Here is a 17,401-nt window from a genome sequence, read left to right on the forward strand (position 1 = left end):
GAATGTTTATATAACCAGAAGAGATTATTCGGCGGGACAACGGTTTGCGGCGCTGAAGATCAAAAGATCAACGAATGACTGGGATTCGAGACCAATCCAATTGCCCGGCCGGCACTGGCCGCCCAAACCAGTACCCCTGCCCCAGATGACTGCCGTGTTCCAACAGGAACGCCGCCTGCTCGACCTGCTCGATGCCTTCGGCTTGCACCTGCATGCCCATGCTCTGCGCCAGGGCGATGATGACCCGCACAATGGCCACGTCGTCTTCATCCGCTGGCAACCCGGCGACAAAGCCCTGATCGATCTTGAGTTTCTGCACCGGCAGGCGCTTGAGCCGCAGCAGCGACGAATAACCGGTGCCGAAATCATCGATGGCCAGTTGCACACCCAATTCACGTAGGCGGTGCATTTGCTCAAGCGCAACTTCTGGATCTTCCATCACCGCACTCTCGGTGACTTCCAACTCCAGGAAAGCCGGGTCCAAACCGGTTTCACGCAGTACCTGCGCAACCTGTTGGTACAACTCGCGGCCGGCGAACAGACGCGATGAAACATTCACCGCGACAAACGACAACGCCACGCCCGCCCGCAGCCACTGGCACATCTGCTCGCAGGCCTGGCGCATCACCCAGGCGTCGATCCGGGCGATCAGGCCGGTTCGCTCGGCAATCGGAATGAATTGCGCAGGCGACACCAGGCCGCGCTGTGGATGCTCCCAGCGCACCAGTGCCTCGACGCCGATCAGGCGACAGGTCTTGAGATCGTGAACAGGCTGGTAATACACACGCAGCTCATTTTGCTCAAGGGCCCTGCGCAGCTCGGAGGCCGTCTCGACCCGCTGCTGGGCATGGGCGGTCAACTCTTCGGTGTACAGGGCATAGCCATCTCGCCCGCCACTCTTGGCCTTGAACAGCGCCGAGTCGGCATTGCGCAACAACTGTTCGGCACTCAAGGCGTCGCTGGGGAAGAGGCTGATACCGATGCTGACGTTGATGAACAATCGATGCCCGTGAATGTCGAATGGCTCCTTGAGACCCTCGATGATCCGCTCGGCCAGCGCTGCCGCCTGCATCAGTTGCGGGCAGCTTTCGGCCAGCACGGCGAACTCATCGCCACCCAGGCGCGCCAACGTGATTCCAGGGTCGAACATGGCACTCAAGCGATTGGCCACCGCCTTGAGCAATTGGTCACCCATCGTGTGCCCAAGGCTATCGTTGATCATCACGAAGTGATCCAGGTCGATCATCAGCAATGCACAGCCACGTTTGTGGATTTGCGCCGATGCCAGGGCTTGCGTGGCGCGGTCGGTGAACAGCAGGCGATTGGGCAGGCCGGTGAGCGGATCGTGATGAGCCAGGCGCCTCAACTCATCTTCAGAGTCCTTGATCGCGCTGATATCGGAAAACACCGCCACGAAATGACTGCAGCGCCCATGATCATCGTGAATGAGGCGGATGGTCTGCCATTGCGGGTAGATTTCGCCGCTTTTGCGGCGGTTCCAGATTTCCCCGCTCCATTCGCCGACGCTGTTGAGCGTGGCGAACATCGCCTGATAGAACGCGGGGGGATGATGCCCCGACTTGAACAGACTGGGCTGGCGCCCCAGCACTTCTTCACGCTGATAGCCGGTGATAGCCATAAAGGCGCGGTTCACATGCACGATCAGCCCTTGATGATCGGTGACCAACACGCCTTCTCGGGTGCAATCGAACACGGCGGCCGCCTGGCGCAGGCGCTCGCGGTCTTCGCTTCGTCCCTGCAATGTCGCGCCGCCGCCCAGGCAACGCATCAGCCGCGATCGGGCGAGGAAGATCACGCCTGCGCTCAACACCACCCAAACGTGACCGTTGATCAGTTGCCAGCGAAGGCGCTCGGCCGAATTATCGAATAAGCTGCTCAATAAATAGCCACTGAGCTGCATCCAGATCAGCGAAATCAGCAGGTAAAGCAGTGCTGCGCGCACGGCATTGCGATAGCTGGCAGACATAAGGCTGTCCATGTCCCTACGGAAAAGTCGGGATTATAGATTAAAGACACATCCTGCCACTCATATCTGAAAGGGCGACTGGTTTTATCTGTCCGCTTAGTGATAATGCATCGGCTGTTTTTTTCTTTTTCGAGGGCCCTATAGCCTATGTGGTACGAAGGTTTTCTCGGCTTGTCGCCCTGGTCACTGGTGGCAGTCACCCTGCTGATGACCCATGTCACAATCATCGGCGTCACGGTCTATCTGCACCGCTACTCGGCCCATCGCTCGCTTGAGTTGAATGCTGGCCTGAAACATTTCTTCCGTTTCTGGCTGTGGTTGACCACGGCGCAGAACACCCGCGAGTGGACCGCTATCCATCGCAAGCATCACGCCAAGTGCGAAACCGTCGATGACCCGCACAGCCCGGTGATCAAGGGCCTCTCCACCGTTCTGCGCAAAGGCGCCGAACTGTATCGCGCCGAAGCGGAAAACCCCGAGACCTTGCGCATCTATGGCAAGAACTGCCCCGATGACTGGATCGAACGTAACGTCTACACCCGTTTCCCACTGTTGGGCGTGGCGATCATGGCCGTTATCGACCTGCTGCTGTTCGGCACCATTGGCATCACCATCTGGGCCATCCAGATGATGTGGATCCCGGTGTGGGCCGCCGGCGTGGTCAATGGCCTTGGCCATGCCGTGGGTTACCGCAACTTCGAGTGCCGCGATGCGGCGACCAACCTGGTGCCTTGGGGCATTCTCATCGGTGGTGAAGAACTGCATAACAACCATCACACCTACCCTAACTCGGCAAAACTGTCGGTGAAGAAGTGGGAGTTCGATCTGGGCTGGGCCTGGATTCAAGTGTTCAGCTTCCTGCGCCTGGCCAAGGTCCAGCGGGTCGCGCCCATTGCCCACCGCGTCGAAGGCAAGGGCAACCTGGACATGGACACCGCCATGGCGATCCTCAACAACCGCTTCCAGATCATGGCCCAGTACCGCAAGCTGGTGATCGGGCCGCTGGTCAAGCAAGAGCTGGAAAAGGTCGATCACTCGGTCCGCCACCAGTTCCACCGCGCCAAGCGTCTGCTCTCGCGGGAAACCAGCTTGCTCGACGACAAGCACCACGTACGCATCCAGAACATGCTCGAACACAGCCAGGCGCTGAAGGTAATCTACGAGAAACGCCTGGCCTTGCAGCAGATCTGGGTCAAGACCAGCTCAAATGGTCACGACATGCTGGCTGCCATCAAGGACTGGGTACACGAAGCCGAAGCCAGCGGGATTCAATCGCTGCGTGACTTCGCCGATCAGTTGAAAACCTACTCCCTGCGCCCAAGCGCTGCCTGACGCCGTTGATCGGTGCGCCCATTGCCGGGGCGCACCCTTCGGAACTTCGCTGCAAATCCCTTATCTCAAAGACACTTCGCCATCCAGGCGGGCTTCGCTGTGGTCGCCTAGAACCTTGAGCGGTGCACGCCCCTTGAGATTTGTGACGATGGTCAATAACCAACAAGACTCATCCCTTGCGCAATGGCCCGAGGCCGCGCAAACCCTTATGGCGCTGATGCACGCCCAAGGCGAGGTGGCGCGCCTGAGCGAACGTGAACAGCTGCTGAGCACCTTGCTGGTGAGCGTCAACGCGGTGCTGTGGGCATTCAATTGGGAAACCCGCCAGGTGCTGTATGTCAGCCCCGCCTATGAACGGATTTTCGGCCGCAGCGCCGACCTGCTGCTGGCCGACTACAACCAGTGGCGCGACAGCATTTACCCTGACGACCTGGAGTACGCCGAGCGCAGCCTGGCAGACGTGCTGGTCAAAGGTGCCGTTGAAGACCGCGAGTACCGAATCATCACCGCTGACGGCCAGCTGCGCTGGCTCAGCGACAAGTGCTTCATCAACCGGCAGGCCGAGCCTGGGCAGCCGGTGATCATTGTCGGCATCGCCGAAGACATCACCGACAAAAAGCAACTGGAGTCCGAACTGCAACGACTGGCGACCACCGACGCCCTGACCAGCAGCAGCAACCGCCGGCATTTCTTCGAAGGCGCTGAGCACGAATTCGAACAGGCGCGACAACAGGGCACGCCGTTATCGTTTCTCATGCTGGATATCGATGATTTCAAGGCCATCAACGACACCTACGGCCACCAGGAAGGCGATAACGTGCTGCAACGTATCGCCGACTGTGGCCGAGCCGCATTGCGTCGCGGTGACCTGTTCGGACGCATTGGTGGCGAGGAATTTGCCGCCGTCTTCCCCGGCTGCACGCCGGACATGGCCCTGCAAGTAGCCGAGCGCGTGCAACGGGAGATTCAGGGTTTGACCTTCAACCATGAAGGCCAGACTTTCGGTATCACCGTCAGCCAGGGGCTGACCAGCCTTACTGCCGAGGATGAAAGCGTGGAAAGCCTGTTTGCCCGCGCGGATGCGGCGATGTACGAGGCCAAGCGCCAGGGCAAGAACCGGATCATCACGGCCTGACCCGTCCAACACATAACTCCTGTAGGAGCCGGCTTGCTGGCGAATCCAGACGACTCGGTGTGTCAGATACACCGCCATCGCTGGCAAGCCAGCTCCTACAGGGATCTGCGACAGCCTTATTTCTTGCGAATCCGCACCAACTCCGGCAAGCCGATCTTCAGTAATCGCGCCGCTCGACTATTGGCCAACACCTCAATGCCCTCATGCTCGTTCAGGCGTGCCAATTGCGCCGCCATATTCATCACCAGCGCCTCACGGGAGTAAACCCCGCCACCAAGCTGGTAAGCCGCCGCAATCAGCTGCCGCAGCTCCAGTGGCAAACGCCAGCGGGTGCGCAACGCCGAACCGTAGGCGGCACCGAACTCGGCCAACGCCTCGCCCACTTGCTCCTGCTCGTCCAGTTCGCCACCGGCCTGTTTCCATTCCTGCAGACAACGCAGCAACGCCAGGTCGCCCAGGCGATGCAGCATGCCGGCGCAGTAACAACGGGCCTGATCCAGATCCAGCAAGCGCGCCAGCGTTCGCGCGTACTCGGCCGTGTGTAGCGACAAATCCCAGTAACGCTCGGCATAGTCCGCCAGCTGCGGATCGCTGAGCCGCGCACTGCGCTTGAGTGTCAGGCCCAGGATCAGGTTCATGCTCTGTCCGGTGCCCAATCGGTGCAATGCCTGGGACAGCGTCTGCACGGCGGTGCCATGGTGCTGGGCGGCGCTGTTGGCGGCGGCAATCAGCACGGCGGTGACCTGTGGATCGGTGCGGATCTCACCTTCCAGCACCGCCAAATCCAGACCATCAGGATTGAGGCTTCGCTTGACCGCCACTTGCACGTCAGTCATCAGCGGCGCGCCTTCCGCCAGTTCGCGACGGCGCTCAAGAAACACCGACAGCGTCATGCCCGGCGCCAGCGCTGGCACCTCGCACGATATCTCTTCCCCAGCGTTCAGCAGCAAAGCCTGCAGGCGCTGGGTCAGGCTTGCCATGTTCAGGGGCTTGGTCAGGTAGGCGGCGGGGGCCAGCGGCAGGGCCTCACGTACGCTCGCACTGTCGTTACGGCTGCTCATGAGAATGAAGGGCAACGGTGGGTTGCGCTTGCGCTGACGCACGCTGCGCAACACATTCAGACCATCGACGCCTGGCAACTCCCAGTCGGCGATGACCAGGTCGTACGGGTTTGACGCCAGCAACTCCAACGCCTGCTGGCCATCGGCACATAAATCCAGCCGCGCATCGCAGCGAACGTTCAACAATACTTCCTTGAGCAGATCGCGGGCCCACGGGTCGGCCTCGGCAATCAATACTCTCGGAATCGCGGGTAAAATGACAACTGTCATACAGCTCTCCCTGGCAATGCGTGAACCTTAGCCAAAGCCGGTCATCGGTTACAGCGCTAATACGCGGTTTTGCGGTTTAGAGGTCATGAAAAAACCCGCCGAAGCGGGTTTTTTGTGAAACAGGTCACACTCGCAGATCAGAGCTCGGAGAAGCACTCTTCGATGATCGCCAGGCCTTTGTCCAGTTGCTCGTCCGGCGAAGTCAGCGGTACCAGGACGCGCAGAACGTTACCGTAGGTGCCGCAGGACAGCAGGATCAGACCCTTGTCGCGAGCCTTGGCCACAACAGCTGCCACGGCGGTCGGGTTCGGCTTGTGGCTGTCGCCACCTTCGAACAGTTCGACCGCGATCATTGCGCCCAGGGCACGCACTTCGCCGATCACCGGATACTTGGCCTGGATAGCTTTCAGGCCAGTCACCAGACGCTCGCCAACAGCCTTGCAACGATCCAGCAGGTGCTCTTCTTCGAAGACTTCCATCACGGCCAGGGCCGCGGCGCAAGCGATCGGGCTACCGGCGTAGGTGCCGCCCAGGCCGCCTGGAGCGATGGCGTCCATGTATTCGGCCTTGCCACACACACCGGCCAACGGGAAGCCGCCAGCGATGGATTTGGCGAAGGTGGTCAGGTCGGCAGCAACGCCCATCTGTTCCATGGCGAAGAAAGTACCGGTACGGCCTGCGCCGGTTTGTACTTCGTCAGCGATCAGCAGGATGCCGTGCTGGTCGCACAAGGCACGCAGACGCTTCATGAACTCTTTAGGAGCGACGTAGAAACCACCTTCGCCCTGAACCGGCTCGATGATGATGGCTGCGATGTCACGCGGCTCAGCGTCGTTCTTGAAAATGCGCTCGATGGAAGCGATCGAATCGTCGATGCTCACGCCGTGCAGTTCGTTCGGGTACAGCGCGCGGAAGATGCCGCCTGGCATCAGGCCCATGCCGGCCGAGTAAGGCACGACTTTACCGGTCAGGCCCAGGGTCATCATGGTGCGACCGTGGTAAGCGCCGGTGAACGCGATCACGCCGGCACGGCCAGTGGCGGCACGGGCGATCTTGATGGAGTTTTCAACGGCTTCGGAACCGGTGGTCACCAGCAGGGTTTTCTTGGCGAAATCGCCTGGCACCTTGGCGTTGATTTTTTCGCACACTTCTACGTACGGCTCGTAGGCCAGTACCTGGAAGCAGGTGTGGGTCAGCTTGTTCAGCTGTTCGGTCACGGCGGCGATGATTTTCGGGTGCACGTGGCCGGTGTTCAGCACGGCGATACCACCAGCGAAGTCGATGAACTCGCGACCTTCAACGTCGGTCACGGTCGCGTTCTTCGCGGACTCGGCGAAGATCGGGTGAATCTGGCCAACACCACGTGGAACTGCATTGGTACGGCGGGCCATCAAATCAGCGTTAGTCTTGCTCATTACATTCCTCATTCGCCGCTCATCGGTCGGCGTGGTTCAAGGATTAAGCGGCGGGGAACAACGGCGACAGCATGCGATGATCGACTGCCACAGCGTTCCCGGCCACCGAGAAAATTCCGTTTATTGCACGCAAAGGGGCAGCGCTCTCGTGCCCTTTGCGTTTGAAGCGATGCCTGTTCCCGGGATTAGATGCCCAGGCAGAGGTATTTGATTTCCAGGTAATCTTCGATGCCGTACTTGGAGCCTTCACGGCCCAGGCCGGAAGCCTTGATGCCGCCGAACGGCGCGACTTCGTTAGAGATCAGACCGGTGTTGACGCCGACCATGCCGTACTCCAGGGCTTCAGCCACACGGAACACACGACCCAGGTCGCGAGCATAGAAGTACGAGGCCAGTCCGAACTCGGTGTCGTTGGACATCGCGATCACGTCGGCTTCGTCTTTGAAGCGGAACAGCGGAGCCAATGGACCGAAGGTTTCTTCCTTGGCCACTGCAGCGTTGTTCGGAACGTTGGTCAGGATGGTTGGCTCGAAGAAGTTGCCTTCCATCGGCTTGCCACCGGCCAATACGGTCGCGCCTTTGCTCAGTGCGTCGGCGATGTGCTCTTGCACCTTGGCCACGGCTTTTTCGTCGATCAGCGGGCCAGTGGTGGTGCCTGCTTCCAGACCGTTACCGATCTTCAGCTTGGCCACGGCCACTTTCAGCTTCTCGGCGAAGGCGTCGTAGACACCGTCTTGAATGTACAGGCGGTTGGCACAGACGCAGGTCTGGCCGTTGTTGCGGTATTTGGAAATGATCGCGCCTTCGACGGCCTTATCCAGGTCCGCGTCGTCGAACACGATGAACGGCGCGTTGCCGCCCAGTTCCAGGGACACTTTCTTGATGTCCTTGGCGCATTCCGACATCAGTTGACGACCGATTTCGGTCGAACCGGTGAAGGACAGTTTGCGCACGATCGGGTTGCTGGTCAGCTCGCTGCCGATGTCGCCGGCGCTGCCGGAAACAACGCTGAACACACCGTTAGGGATACCGGCACGCTGGGCCAATTCAGCCAGGGCGAAGGCGGAGAACGGAGTTTGCGAAGCAGGCTTGAGCACCATGGTGCAACCGGCGGCCAGGGCCGGGCCGGCTTTACGGGTGATCATGGCTGCCGGGAAGTTCCACGGGGTGATGGCCGCGGTCACGCCGATTGGCTGCTTGATCACGATCAGGCGCTTGTCTGGCTGGTGGCCCGGAATCACGTCACCGTAGATGCGCTTGGCTTCTTCGGCGAACCACTCGATGAAGGAAGCGGCATAAACAATTTCACCCTTGGCTTCGGCCAGTGGCTTGCCTTGTTCCAGGGTCATCAGGCGAGCCAGGTCGTCCTGGTTCTCGATGATCAGCTCGAACCAGCGACGCAGTTTGTTCGCACGTTCTTTGGCGGTCAGTGCACGCCAGGCCGGCAGCGCTTTGTCAGCGGCTTCGATGGCACGGCGGGTTTCGGCAGCGCCCATTTTCGGCACGGTGCCCAGAATTTCGCCCGTTGCCGGGTTGTTGACCTTGATCGTCTGACCATTGTCCGCGTCTACCCAAGCGCCATCGATGAAGGCTTGCTGGCGGAACAACTGGGTGTCTTTAAGCTGCATGTCGGCTTTCCTTAACAGCACCGCGCACGCGCGGAGCAAATTATGATTGTAGAAAGGCGCCTCAGTAGGCTGCCGTCAGGGAAATCATTCACCGGGCTGAAGCACATAAATAGCGCACTGATTCAGATCGTGCGGTTCAGCACCCAGACAAGAGCGTTTGAAATCTCAAACGAATCCTAGGATCAAAGGGGGTAAAGGACAATAGCCTGTTCGAAAAAAAGAACGAAAACGCCGCATTTGCTGCTATTTTCTGATCAACGTAGCAACCGCAGGTTACGCTTTGAAAAAACGCATGCGATTCAGCAGCATGGACGCCCGCATTGCATATGAGTATCATGGCGCCCGCTGCACCAGTAGCTCAGCTGGATAGAGTACTGCCCTCCGAAGGCAGGGGTCGTGGGTTCGAATCCCGCCTGGTGCACCATACGTAGAAAACGAGAAAGCCTCAGGCCGTTGGGTCTGGGGCTTTTTTGTGGGTTAAAGAAACCGCCTAAGCAGTTTTTTCATTCCGTCGTCCAGTCAAACTCGTCGTACTCATCGTCCTCATCGTCCTCGAATTCTTCCTCTTCAAGAACGTCTTCTTCCTCAGCATCACCCTCTTCCTGCTGGTTCAGCAGAAAATCCTTACGGCTCTCGGTAATTGCCAGTCGTAATTCCTCGCCCTTTTCCGGGCAGTTGAGCATTTGGGCGATGCGGTCGATTTTTTTTGTCACGGCATCCTCCAACGCATCGACTATGGCCCGATAGTGCGCGCTTTCGGGCCTTGATGCCAAATCGACGAGCGCTGTGCCGGTCAGTTTTTCTGCAGATCCTTGAGTCGGGCGCTGAGGTTTTCGTCGGGGAAGCGTGCGTGCAAATCGGCTAGCAGTTTATCGGCGGCTTGCTTGTGCCCGGCTTTTTGCAAGCGAAGCACTTCGCGAAGTTGCTCATCCAGGGATTTAACCGGGGCTGCGGTGCGTTTGCTGGTTTTGGCTTCGTCTGCCATGCCGGCACTGAAGGATTCTGCTTGCGCCGGGGCTGCCGATTCCGCCATGGGTGCGGCGGGTGCAGGTGCGGAGAGCGCACCAACCGGGGCCTTCAGGGAACGGGCCAGAGCTGGCGGCGCTGCTTCGCTTTCCTGTTTGGCAACCGGTGCCGAGGCTTTGGGTGCAGGCGCGAAGTCGTAACCAGGCACTTGCTCAGGCGTGCGCTGCACCAGCGAGAGCATCAGCGCGATGCCGACGAGGCTGGCGAATGCCACTTGCCAACGGGGTTGCTGGCAGGCGCGAATCCAGCGCTGCCACAGCCCTGGCTTCGGCGTGGGCACGGCGTTGCGTGCGGCGGCCAGGATCAAGGCGTCGAGATGCGCCGGCGGTTCGCCGGTGGCCTGCTCGCGGTAATGGTCGAGCGTTTGGTGTTCCGTGGTGTGCTTGGCGTCAGTCATGTCAGTACCTCCTCGGCCAGCAGCCGACGCAGTTTTTGCTGGGCGTAACGCAAGCGGCTCTTGACGGTTTCCAGCGGCGTTTCGGTGAGGGTGGCGATCTGTGGCAAATCGAGATCGCTGTAGGCGCGCAGCAGGAACACTTCGCGCTGGTCGGCGGGCAAGGCTTGCAGGGCGGCGTCAAGGCGCTGGCTGTCGCGGCTCAGGCTCAGCAACTGCTCAGGATCAGCCGTCTCATCGGCCAGCGCATGGGCCTGCTCGTCGTAGCTGTCGTGCAGCGGTTGATGAACGCCGTGCTTGCGCCAGTGATCGATCAAGCGGTTGCGGGCAATCTGGTAGAGCCAGGTACGAAAAGTCGCCCGACCTTGTGGCTGGCTGCCGCTGCGGATCAGGCTCAACCAGGTTTCCTGATAGACCTCCTCGGCGAGTTCAGCCCTGCCGCTCAACCCCAGCAGAAACCGGTACAAGCCCTGGCGATGGCGCGCGTACAGAATCTCGAACGCCGCTCCGTCGCCCTCGCGATAACGGGCCAGCAGCGCTTCGTCACTGCTGGCATCCAGGCTGCTTGCGGGTGCAAACAACTGGCTGATGAACCCCTTCAATCGGCTCACTATTCAATCCGTCGTTCAGTGGCAGTTGGATTGGACGCCGTGGTGGTGCGCAAGCTCTGCGCCAGTTCCACTAATTGTATGAACTCGCTGCGCAGGCCGAAGCGGTCTTCGCCCCGGGCGCCACGGGCCAGCGCTTCGGTGTCCTTGAGGCTGAACTCGCCGGTGTAGCGTCCGTCCTTGAGCTGTTGGGAAAACGCCGCCACCGCCGCTGCAAAACGCAAGTCATCGCTGGGCTTGCCGGCCGGTTCGTTAGCGATCGGGCGTTCGATCAAGCGACTGTTCCCGCCTTCCGGTAACTGATAACGCACACGCAGCATCGCCAATTCGCCATTCTTTTCGGAAGCAGCGGCGGCCGTTTGAGCGTAGCGCAGCGGCTCCAACCAGCCCTTCTCGCCCGTGGGGACAATTTCGTACAACGCCGTCACCGTGTGTCCTGCACCGATTTCACCGGCATCGACCTTGTCATTGCTGAAATCCTCACGTTTCAACCCACGGTTTTCATAACCCAGCAGGCGATATTCGCTGACTTGCGCGGGGTTGAACTCCACTTGCAGCTTGACGTTTTTTGCCACGACGGCAAGGGTCGAGCCGAGTTGATCCACCAGCACCTTGCGCGCTTCACGCAGGTTGTCGATGTAGGCGTAATTGCCGTCGCCGGCATCGGCCAGTTGTTCCATCAGGTGTTCATTGTAGTTATCCACACCGAAACCCAGGGTGGTCAGGGATACACCTGTCTTGCGTTTATCCACAGCCATTTGCTTGAGGCTGTCGAAGTCGCTGACGCCGACGTTGAAGTCACCGTCGGTGGCCAGTAGAACGCGGTTGATGCCCTTGGGGATAAATGCCTGTTGCGCCTGTTGATAAGCCAGCTCGATACCCGAGGCTCCGGCAGTGGAACCCCCTGCGGTCAATTGGTCGATGGCTGTGCGGATCCTGGTTTTTTCCCGTCCGGACGTGGGCTCCAGCACCACGCGCGATTCCCCGGCGTAGACCACCAACGACACCCGATCCTGGTCGCGTAGTTGATCGACCAGCAATTTCAGGGTGCTTTTGACCAGCGGCAGGCCCTCGCGGCGATCCATCGAGCCGGACACGTCCACCAGGAACACCAGGTTCGCCGGGGCCAGGTCCGAGACCGTGCGGTCCGAGGCCTTGATCCCGATGCGCAACAAACGCGTATGCGGGTTCCAGGGTGAAGCTGCCAGTTCCGTGGTCACGCCGAAGGGCGAGCCGTCGGTGGGCAAGGCGTAGTCGTAAGGAAAGTAATTGACCATCTCTTCCAGCCGCACCGCCCCTTGCGGTGGCAGTCGTCCCTGATTGAGCAAGCGGCGGACGTTGGCGTAAGCGCCGGTGTCGACGTCGGCACTGAAGGTCGATACCGGTGTTTCGGCGACACTGTGGATCGGGTTGTCTGCCAAGGCCTGGTATTGCTCTCGCTGTTCATCGCGATAGCCCTGTGGATAAGTTTCTGCGCCCGGCATCGGCGCGAAACGGGTCATGGGCGCCGCGCCTACGCTGCGTTTGGCCACCGCTGCATCAGCCATGACAGTTTCATGCTGCACCGCTTCGGTTTTCAGCTCCGCCTGAGCCGGTGGCGGTACCGCTGCGGACTCAGGTTTCGAAGAAACACCGCAACCGGCAATCGCCAGCAACAGCCCGGCGGTAAAACCCTGGGCGACCGGACGTAGAACATGCAGAGGGAGAGACATGGGGGCTGACCTCAGGAGGAAATTGATCCATTCATCCCGTGAGACGGACAGCCCGGAGGGTTCGGGTTAACCCGCGCAAAAAATCTTCAGCGGTGGTAGCGCCGCACCACGCTGCTGTTTTTCAGCACATGACCTTTGATTTTTTCCAGCAACTGGGTGCGCGTCAGGCCGGCTGGCAGGGCATCCGGGGCCAGGTCCAGGGCAAAGAGCTGGATGATGTAGTGATGTGCGCTGTCGCCAACCGGTGGGCAAGGCCCGACGTACCCCGTAGTGCCTTTGCTGTTGGTGCCGCCGACACCCTCGAGCGTGGATTTTGCACCGACGCCCGCCGGGATCTGGTGAGTGCCGGCCTTGATACCGTAATGCACCCAATGATCGATGCCCTGGCCTTTCTGGCCATCCGGGTCGTGCATGACGATGGCGTAGCTGAGCGTGCCTGCAGGGCCGGCGTTCCAGTTCAGCGCTGGCGAAACGTTGTGTCCGCCGCAACCCGGGGCGTCGCTGGCGGCAGCCGACGTGAACAGTCGATCATCCGAGACGCCTGGGATGTTCAGGGTAAAACGCTCCTGGGCCTGCGCCGGAAATTGCACGCAAAGGGCGACTGTGACAGCCGCTAGCCAAGGGGTCAGAGAGGTCAATCGGGTCATACCGGGAGTACCTGGTGCGGGTGGGGCCGAGGTCGGCGAGCAAACTATAACTGGACCGTTTGCGCGGTGGCAGTGGCAATTGGATGAACCTCGAGTTAAGCGCCAGACTCTTAATTTAAACGCCTGTCCGGAGAGCGATCATGACCCTGCATCGCGTTGCCCATCTCGCCGATATACCCGAAGACCGTGGCCTGGAAGTCAGCGTCCAGGACAGCAAGATCCTCCTGCTTAAAGTCGGCGATCACGTGCGCGCCTATCAAGGCGAATGCCCGCATGCCGGAGCGCCTCTAGTCGAAGGCGCGCTCTGCCATGGGCGGCTGACGTGCCCATGGCACAAGGGACAGTTTCGGATCGAGGACGGCGGATTGTGTGAACCGCCAGCCCTGGACAGCCTCAAGCGCTACCCGCTTGAAGTGCGCGGGGACGAAATCTGGGTCGACGATCAGCCACTGCAAGACGCTCACACGCCACCGGCCGATGACGAGCGCACTTTTGTAATAGTCGGTGCGGGAGCCGCGGGCACGGCGGCGGCTTCGGCCCTGCGCGAAAAAGGCTTTGGCGGTCGGGTGCTACTGATCGACCGCGAAGCCAACGCCGGGTACGACCGCACGGTACTGAGCAAATTCGTGATTGCCGGACAGACACCACTGGAAGAAATCCCGCCCCTGCGCGACGAAGACTTCTACCGGGAGCAAAGAATCGAGCGAATGAACGCTGAAGTGGCGAGCCTGGATGCCGCCAACAAAACGCTACAACTGGTCAACGGCCAATCGCTGAAGTACGACGCCGCCTTGCTGGCGACAGGCGGTATCCCCGTTCGACCGCAATTGCCCGGCGCGGACCTGCCGCAAGTGTTCGTCTTGCGCTCCAAGGCGGATGCGCAACAGATTCTGCACAGCGCCAAGGCCGGTCAGCGGGCGGTGATCATCGGCGACAGTTTCATCGCCATGGAATCCGCTTCCTCCCTGCGCCAATACGGCCTGGAGGTCACGGTGCTGGCCCGCCATCCGGTGCCTTTCGCCAAACAGTTCGGTGACAGCGTCGGCAAGGCGATTCTGGCGCTGCATCAGGCCAACGGCGTGGTGTACCGAACCGAGGGGCAGGCAGCGCAGATTGAAGGAGCGACGCGAGTCGAAGCGGTGCAACTGGATAATGGCCAGCGTCTGCCGGCGGACCTGGTGCTGGTCGGGATTGGCGTCACCCCCGCCACTGCGCCTTTTACCGATCTGCCGAAGGAAAATGACCAGTCGCTGCTGGTCGACGGCGGGATGCGCGTAGCCGATGGGCTCTGGGCGGCTGGCGATATCGCGACGTTCACACTTAACGGCCAGCCCCAGCGCATCGAACACTGGCGCCTGGCGCAACAACAGGCACGGATCGCGGCGGCGAACATGCTCGGTGGCGATGAACATTACCTCGACGTGCCGTATTTCTGGACTTGGCACTTTGGCAAAAACTACGACTACCTTGGTTGCGCGCAAGCCTGGGACGAAGTCGAGTTCAAGGGTGATCCTGGCAACCCGCCTTTTATCGGGCTGTTTGGCAAGAATGGCGTGGTGACGGCGGCGGTCGCCTGCGATGAAGAGCGCACGATGGCGATGCTCGCCGAACGGATGAAGCAGCCGTTGTCGGTGGATGAGGCGTGGCGGTTGATCCGCAGTTGAAATGGACCTGTAGGAGCTGCCGAAGGCTGCGATCTTTTGATCTTCGGCGATAAAACAGACGCCAACATCAAAAGATCGCAGCCTGCGGCAGCTCCTACACGGCGGGGGCGTTATGGCTCTTGGGCTACACCAGGATTACCAAACTTACTCATTACAAAACCGACAAACTCCTCGACGGTCATTTTCTGGCCGTTGAATTCCACCTGGTTATTGGCGAAGTGCAGTTGGGTGACGACGTTGCTGCCATCCAGTTTCGCCAACTGCGAGCCGACCGCCATGCTGCTGAACATATCGGTGGTGGCAGTCGCCTGGTCGGCGATGAGCTTGGCGTCGGTCTGGCCGTCGATTTGCGACTGCACGCTGAGTATGTCGACGAGCATCGGCTTCGACACTTTCAGGTTGACGTCCAGTAACGCGATCATCTGGCGGATCAACTGGTCAGCCGGCAGGTCGATCGATTGCGGCTTGGTCAGGTTAAGCACCAGGTTGGCGCGGCTTTCACCATTGGCGGTGTTGAACGACAGGTTCTCCAGAGCCACCTGCGGGCCGGCCGCCAGCAATTTTTCCAGGCCGGTTTTAAGCTGCGCTTCTTCTGCAGGGGTCAAGTTCAGCTCGGGGACCGGTTGACCGGCCTCGGCAGCCTCGGCGGCGGCCTGCTCATAAGGCTGCAATTTAGTCTGGTAGATCTGCATCAGCGACAACGTCGCCGGGATGTCGAGGTTCTTCAGGCTCATGGCAAGCTGGGCAGAACCCACAGCCTTGCCGTTCAGGGACACTTCACCGATCTTGTAGTCGGCATGCCCGGAAGCGTTGGTGCCTGACTCCTCGGTGTGGTTCTTCATTTCGAAACTCTTCAAGCCCAGCACCGACTGCTTGGGGCCAAAGGTGGTTTTACTGTTGCTCAATTCGACGGTGTTATCGCCGGTGTAATAACCGTAGGTGCTTTTGGTCAGGTTGCTGGCCAGGGTAAGACCACTCAACTCGACCAGCACGGGTGCCTGGTCTTCGGAAACAGTGGTCAGCTTGAGGCTGTCCATGTAGCCATCGGCCTTGACCTTCTGCGCCTGGGCGCTGGCCGCGACATCAACCTTCAGACCGGAAAATTTCAGGCTGGACTTGTCATCCAGTGCAGTTTCCAGCGGCAGCAATTCAAGCGTGCCGTTGGTGGAATTGTCGTAGCCGATGTTGACCACGCCCTTGAGCGGCGACGCGTCCTTGGTGGCGGCGAACCATTTTTCCGTGAGCGGGGTCTTTTCCAGTTCATAGTGACTGGTGGCCATGACCGGCAACCATTTCAGCGATACCAGGCGCGAGAACGGAAGCGGGCCGTGCTCGATGTGGTCGGTAAACAGCAATTCGACCGGTACCTCGCCGAACATTTCGCCTTCACCCTTGAGGCGGTAATGCGCAGTGCTACTGAATACATGACGTTCCAAGGACACCAGTTCCAGCGAGGCCGTGCCTTTGTAACCGACCATTGCAGCCTGCAATTGCTTGTTGGCATCCGCCAGGGAGCTGTTGAGCACACCTTCGATTTTGGTGCCGGTGAACCAGGCTCCGCCGGCGCTGATTGCACCAATGGCGACAACGATTCCCAGGAGCACGCCTGCTGATTTATTCATGAATGACCCGTTCAATGTCCGTTGTTGAGGTGTGGTCGTCTTCCCTGAACCCATGAGGGGTTGCGGTCACGACTGCGCTGAAAGTGGGGTGCAGGTTAGCATCAGGCGTGCAAGGCAGCCCAATGGTTAACGGTGAAAAAGTGTCGCCTGAAAAAAGATCGCAGCCTGCGGCAGCTCCGACAGGGTGATACGAATCTCCTGTAGGAGCTGCCGCAGGCTGCATCTTTTAGCAATCAGGAATACTGCACTTCAATCTCATCGAGCTGGTGATCAAAGGTTTTCAGCCGCGCCGTCCAGGTGTAGATCAACACTTCGAAATCCCGGTTGATCACCGCCCCGCCCGTCACTTCACTGCGCGGGTCGCAGTAGTCGAGCTGATAGCGCTCCCGGGCCATGGCGGTGGCGACGTCAGCCAGCTCGCGAGCATTGTTGAGCCAGTGCCGACCGTCGTCGGCCACTTGTTTGTCCAACTCAAGGCATTGTTTTTTCAAGGTTTCGAGGCTTTTTTCCAGGGGTGTGCCCGTGAGCTCGCCCATGACTTCCTGGAAGGTCCTGCCCGGCTGCCAGTAGCTGCCCCAGAAATACCGGTCGAAGACCGATTCGACACGCCGTAGCGCCACCTTGGTGTTCCAGATCATCACCAGGGTCTTGCCTTGTTCAAGCTGTCTTTTTTTGATTCGTTGCCCTTGGACCGACGCCCAGGCCACCACCGCAATGGACATCACGGCAATCAAGAGGGCGGCGCTGTCGAGGAACGTCAGCGCTTTGTCGATCTGGTTAGCCAGCATGATGCCGTAGAAATAGGTGCCTGTGAGCAGCACCAGCGCCACAACGGCGCACCAGAAGCCGAGAGCATAAGGGTTTTTCATTATTGGTTTCCCCATGACCTGCGCATGCCTT

Annotated in this window: 14 protein-coding genes and 1 tRNA gene; 4 read left to right on the plus strand and 11 right to left on the minus strand. The window is 59.8% G+C overall.

The window, feature by feature from the left end; all coding sequences use genetic code 11:
* Window positions 1-67 precede the first annotated feature (67 nt).
* A complete protein-coding gene (gene dibA / locus PSUM_RS21995; RefSeq protein WP_020795835.1) occupies window positions 68-1,987 on the minus strand; it encodes a phosphodiesterase DibA in 1,920 nt (639 codons plus the stop codon).
* Between the two features lie 147 nt (window positions 1,988-2,134).
* On the opposite strand from dibA, the gene desA reads away from it, so the two are divergent.
* Window positions 2,135-3,319: a delta-9 fatty acid desaturase DesA gene (gene desA / locus PSUM_RS22000; RefSeq protein WP_020795836.1), complete on the plus strand. Its 1,185-nt coding sequence runs from the start codon at window positions 2,135-2,137 to the stop codon at window positions 3,317-3,319.
* Window positions 3,320-3,467: 148 nt separating this feature from the next.
* Window positions 3,468-4,454 carry a GGDEF domain-containing protein gene (locus PSUM_RS22005; protein ID WP_020795837.1) on the plus strand — a complete coding sequence of 329 codons (987 nt, stop codon included), beginning with the start codon at window positions 3,468-3,470 and terminating at the stop codon, window positions 4,452-4,454.
* A gap of 116 nt (window positions 4,455-4,570) precedes the next feature.
* On the opposite strand, the gene PSUM_RS22010 is transcribed toward PSUM_RS22005, so the two are convergent.
* The 3 genes from PSUM_RS22010 to gabD form a co-directional block, all read right to left on the minus strand.
* Window positions 4,571-5,785 (minus strand): HDOD domain-containing protein, encoded by a 1,215-nt coding sequence (locus tag PSUM_RS22010; RefSeq protein ID WP_020795838.1) that lies wholly within the window; start codon window positions 5,783-5,785, stop codon window positions 4,571-4,573.
* Window positions 5,786-5,922: 137 nt separating this feature from the next.
* Complete coding sequence (gene gabT, locus PSUM_RS22015; RefSeq protein WP_020795839.1) at window positions 5,923-7,200, minus strand: 4-aminobutyrate--2-oxoglutarate transaminase; 1,278 nt, start codon at window positions 7,198-7,200, stop codon at window positions 5,923-5,925.
* A 185-nt stretch (window positions 7,201-7,385) separates the two neighbouring features.
* Entirely contained in the window at window positions 7,386-8,828 is a 1,443-nt protein-coding gene (gene gabD / locus PSUM_RS22020; RefSeq protein ID WP_020795840.1) for an NADP-dependent succinate-semialdehyde dehydrogenase, read from the minus strand.
* Between the two features lie 347 nt (window positions 8,829-9,175).
* Between gabD and PSUM_RS22025 the strand changes: the two genes are divergently transcribed.
* A tRNA-Arg gene (locus tag PSUM_RS22025) sits at window positions 9,176-9,252 on the plus strand.
* Window positions 9,253-9,331: 79 nt separating this feature from the next.
* Here the strand turns inward: PSUM_RS22025 and PSUM_RS22030 are convergent.
* The 5 genes from PSUM_RS22030 to PSUM_RS22050 form a co-directional block, all read right to left on the minus strand.
* Window positions 9,332-9,601 carry a hypothetical protein gene (locus PSUM_RS22030; RefSeq protein ID WP_231989891.1) on the minus strand — a complete coding sequence of 90 codons (270 nt, stop codon included), beginning with the start codon at window positions 9,599-9,601 and terminating at the stop codon, window positions 9,332-9,334.
* A gap of 20 nt (window positions 9,602-9,621) precedes the next feature.
* Window positions 9,622-10,251, minus strand: a complete 630-nt coding sequence (locus PSUM_RS22035) for a hypothetical protein (protein WP_083349981.1) — start codon at window positions 10,249-10,251, stop codon at window positions 9,622-9,624.
* The gene (locus PSUM_RS22040) at window positions 10,248-10,829 is read right to left on the minus strand and encodes an RNA polymerase sigma factor (RefSeq protein ID WP_223194248.1); all 582 of its coding nucleotides are present in this window, start codon (window positions 10,827-10,829) and stop codon (window positions 10,248-10,250) included. The genes PSUM_RS22035 and PSUM_RS22040 overlap by 4 nt, the downstream gene beginning before the upstream one ends.
* Before the next feature lie 29 nt (window positions 10,830-10,858).
* Window positions 10,859-12,568 carry a vWA domain-containing protein gene (locus PSUM_RS22045; protein ID WP_083349980.1) on the minus strand — a complete coding sequence of 570 codons (1,710 nt, stop codon included), beginning with the start codon at window positions 12,566-12,568 and terminating at the stop codon, window positions 10,859-10,861.
* 86 nt (window positions 12,569-12,654) lie between these two features.
* Window positions 12,655-13,215, minus strand: a complete 561-nt coding sequence (locus tag PSUM_RS22050) for a YbhB/YbcL family Raf kinase inhibitor-like protein (protein ID WP_083349979.1) — start codon at window positions 13,213-13,215, stop codon at window positions 12,655-12,657.
* A gap of 140 nt (window positions 13,216-13,355) precedes the next feature.
* Here PSUM_RS22050 and PSUM_RS22055 point away from each other — a divergent pair, with 140 nt between their 5' ends.
* A complete protein-coding gene (locus tag PSUM_RS22055; RefSeq protein ID WP_083349978.1) occupies window positions 13,356-14,879 on the plus strand; it encodes an FAD-dependent oxidoreductase in 1,524 nt (507 codons plus the stop codon).
* 110 nt (window positions 14,880-14,989) lie between these two features.
* Here the strand turns inward: PSUM_RS22055 and PSUM_RS22060 are convergent, their stop codons facing one another.
* Both PSUM_RS22060 and PSUM_RS22065 read right to left on the minus strand, forming a co-directional pair.
* Window positions 14,990-16,501, minus strand: coding sequence for a YdgA family protein (locus PSUM_RS22060; RefSeq protein WP_083349977.1), 1,512 nt, complete (start codon window positions 16,499-16,501; stop codon window positions 14,990-14,992).
* A gap of 233 nt (window positions 16,502-16,734) precedes the next feature.
* Entirely contained in the window at window positions 16,735-17,370 is a 636-nt protein-coding gene (locus PSUM_RS22065) for a hypothetical protein (protein ID WP_020795858.1), read from the minus strand.
* Window positions 17,371-17,401: the final 31 nt, after the last annotated feature.

This window comes from Pseudomonas umsongensis, from assembly GCF_002236105.1.
Lineage (GTDB): Bacteria > Pseudomonadota > Gammaproteobacteria > Pseudomonadales > Pseudomonadaceae > Aquipseudomonas > Aquipseudomonas umsongensis.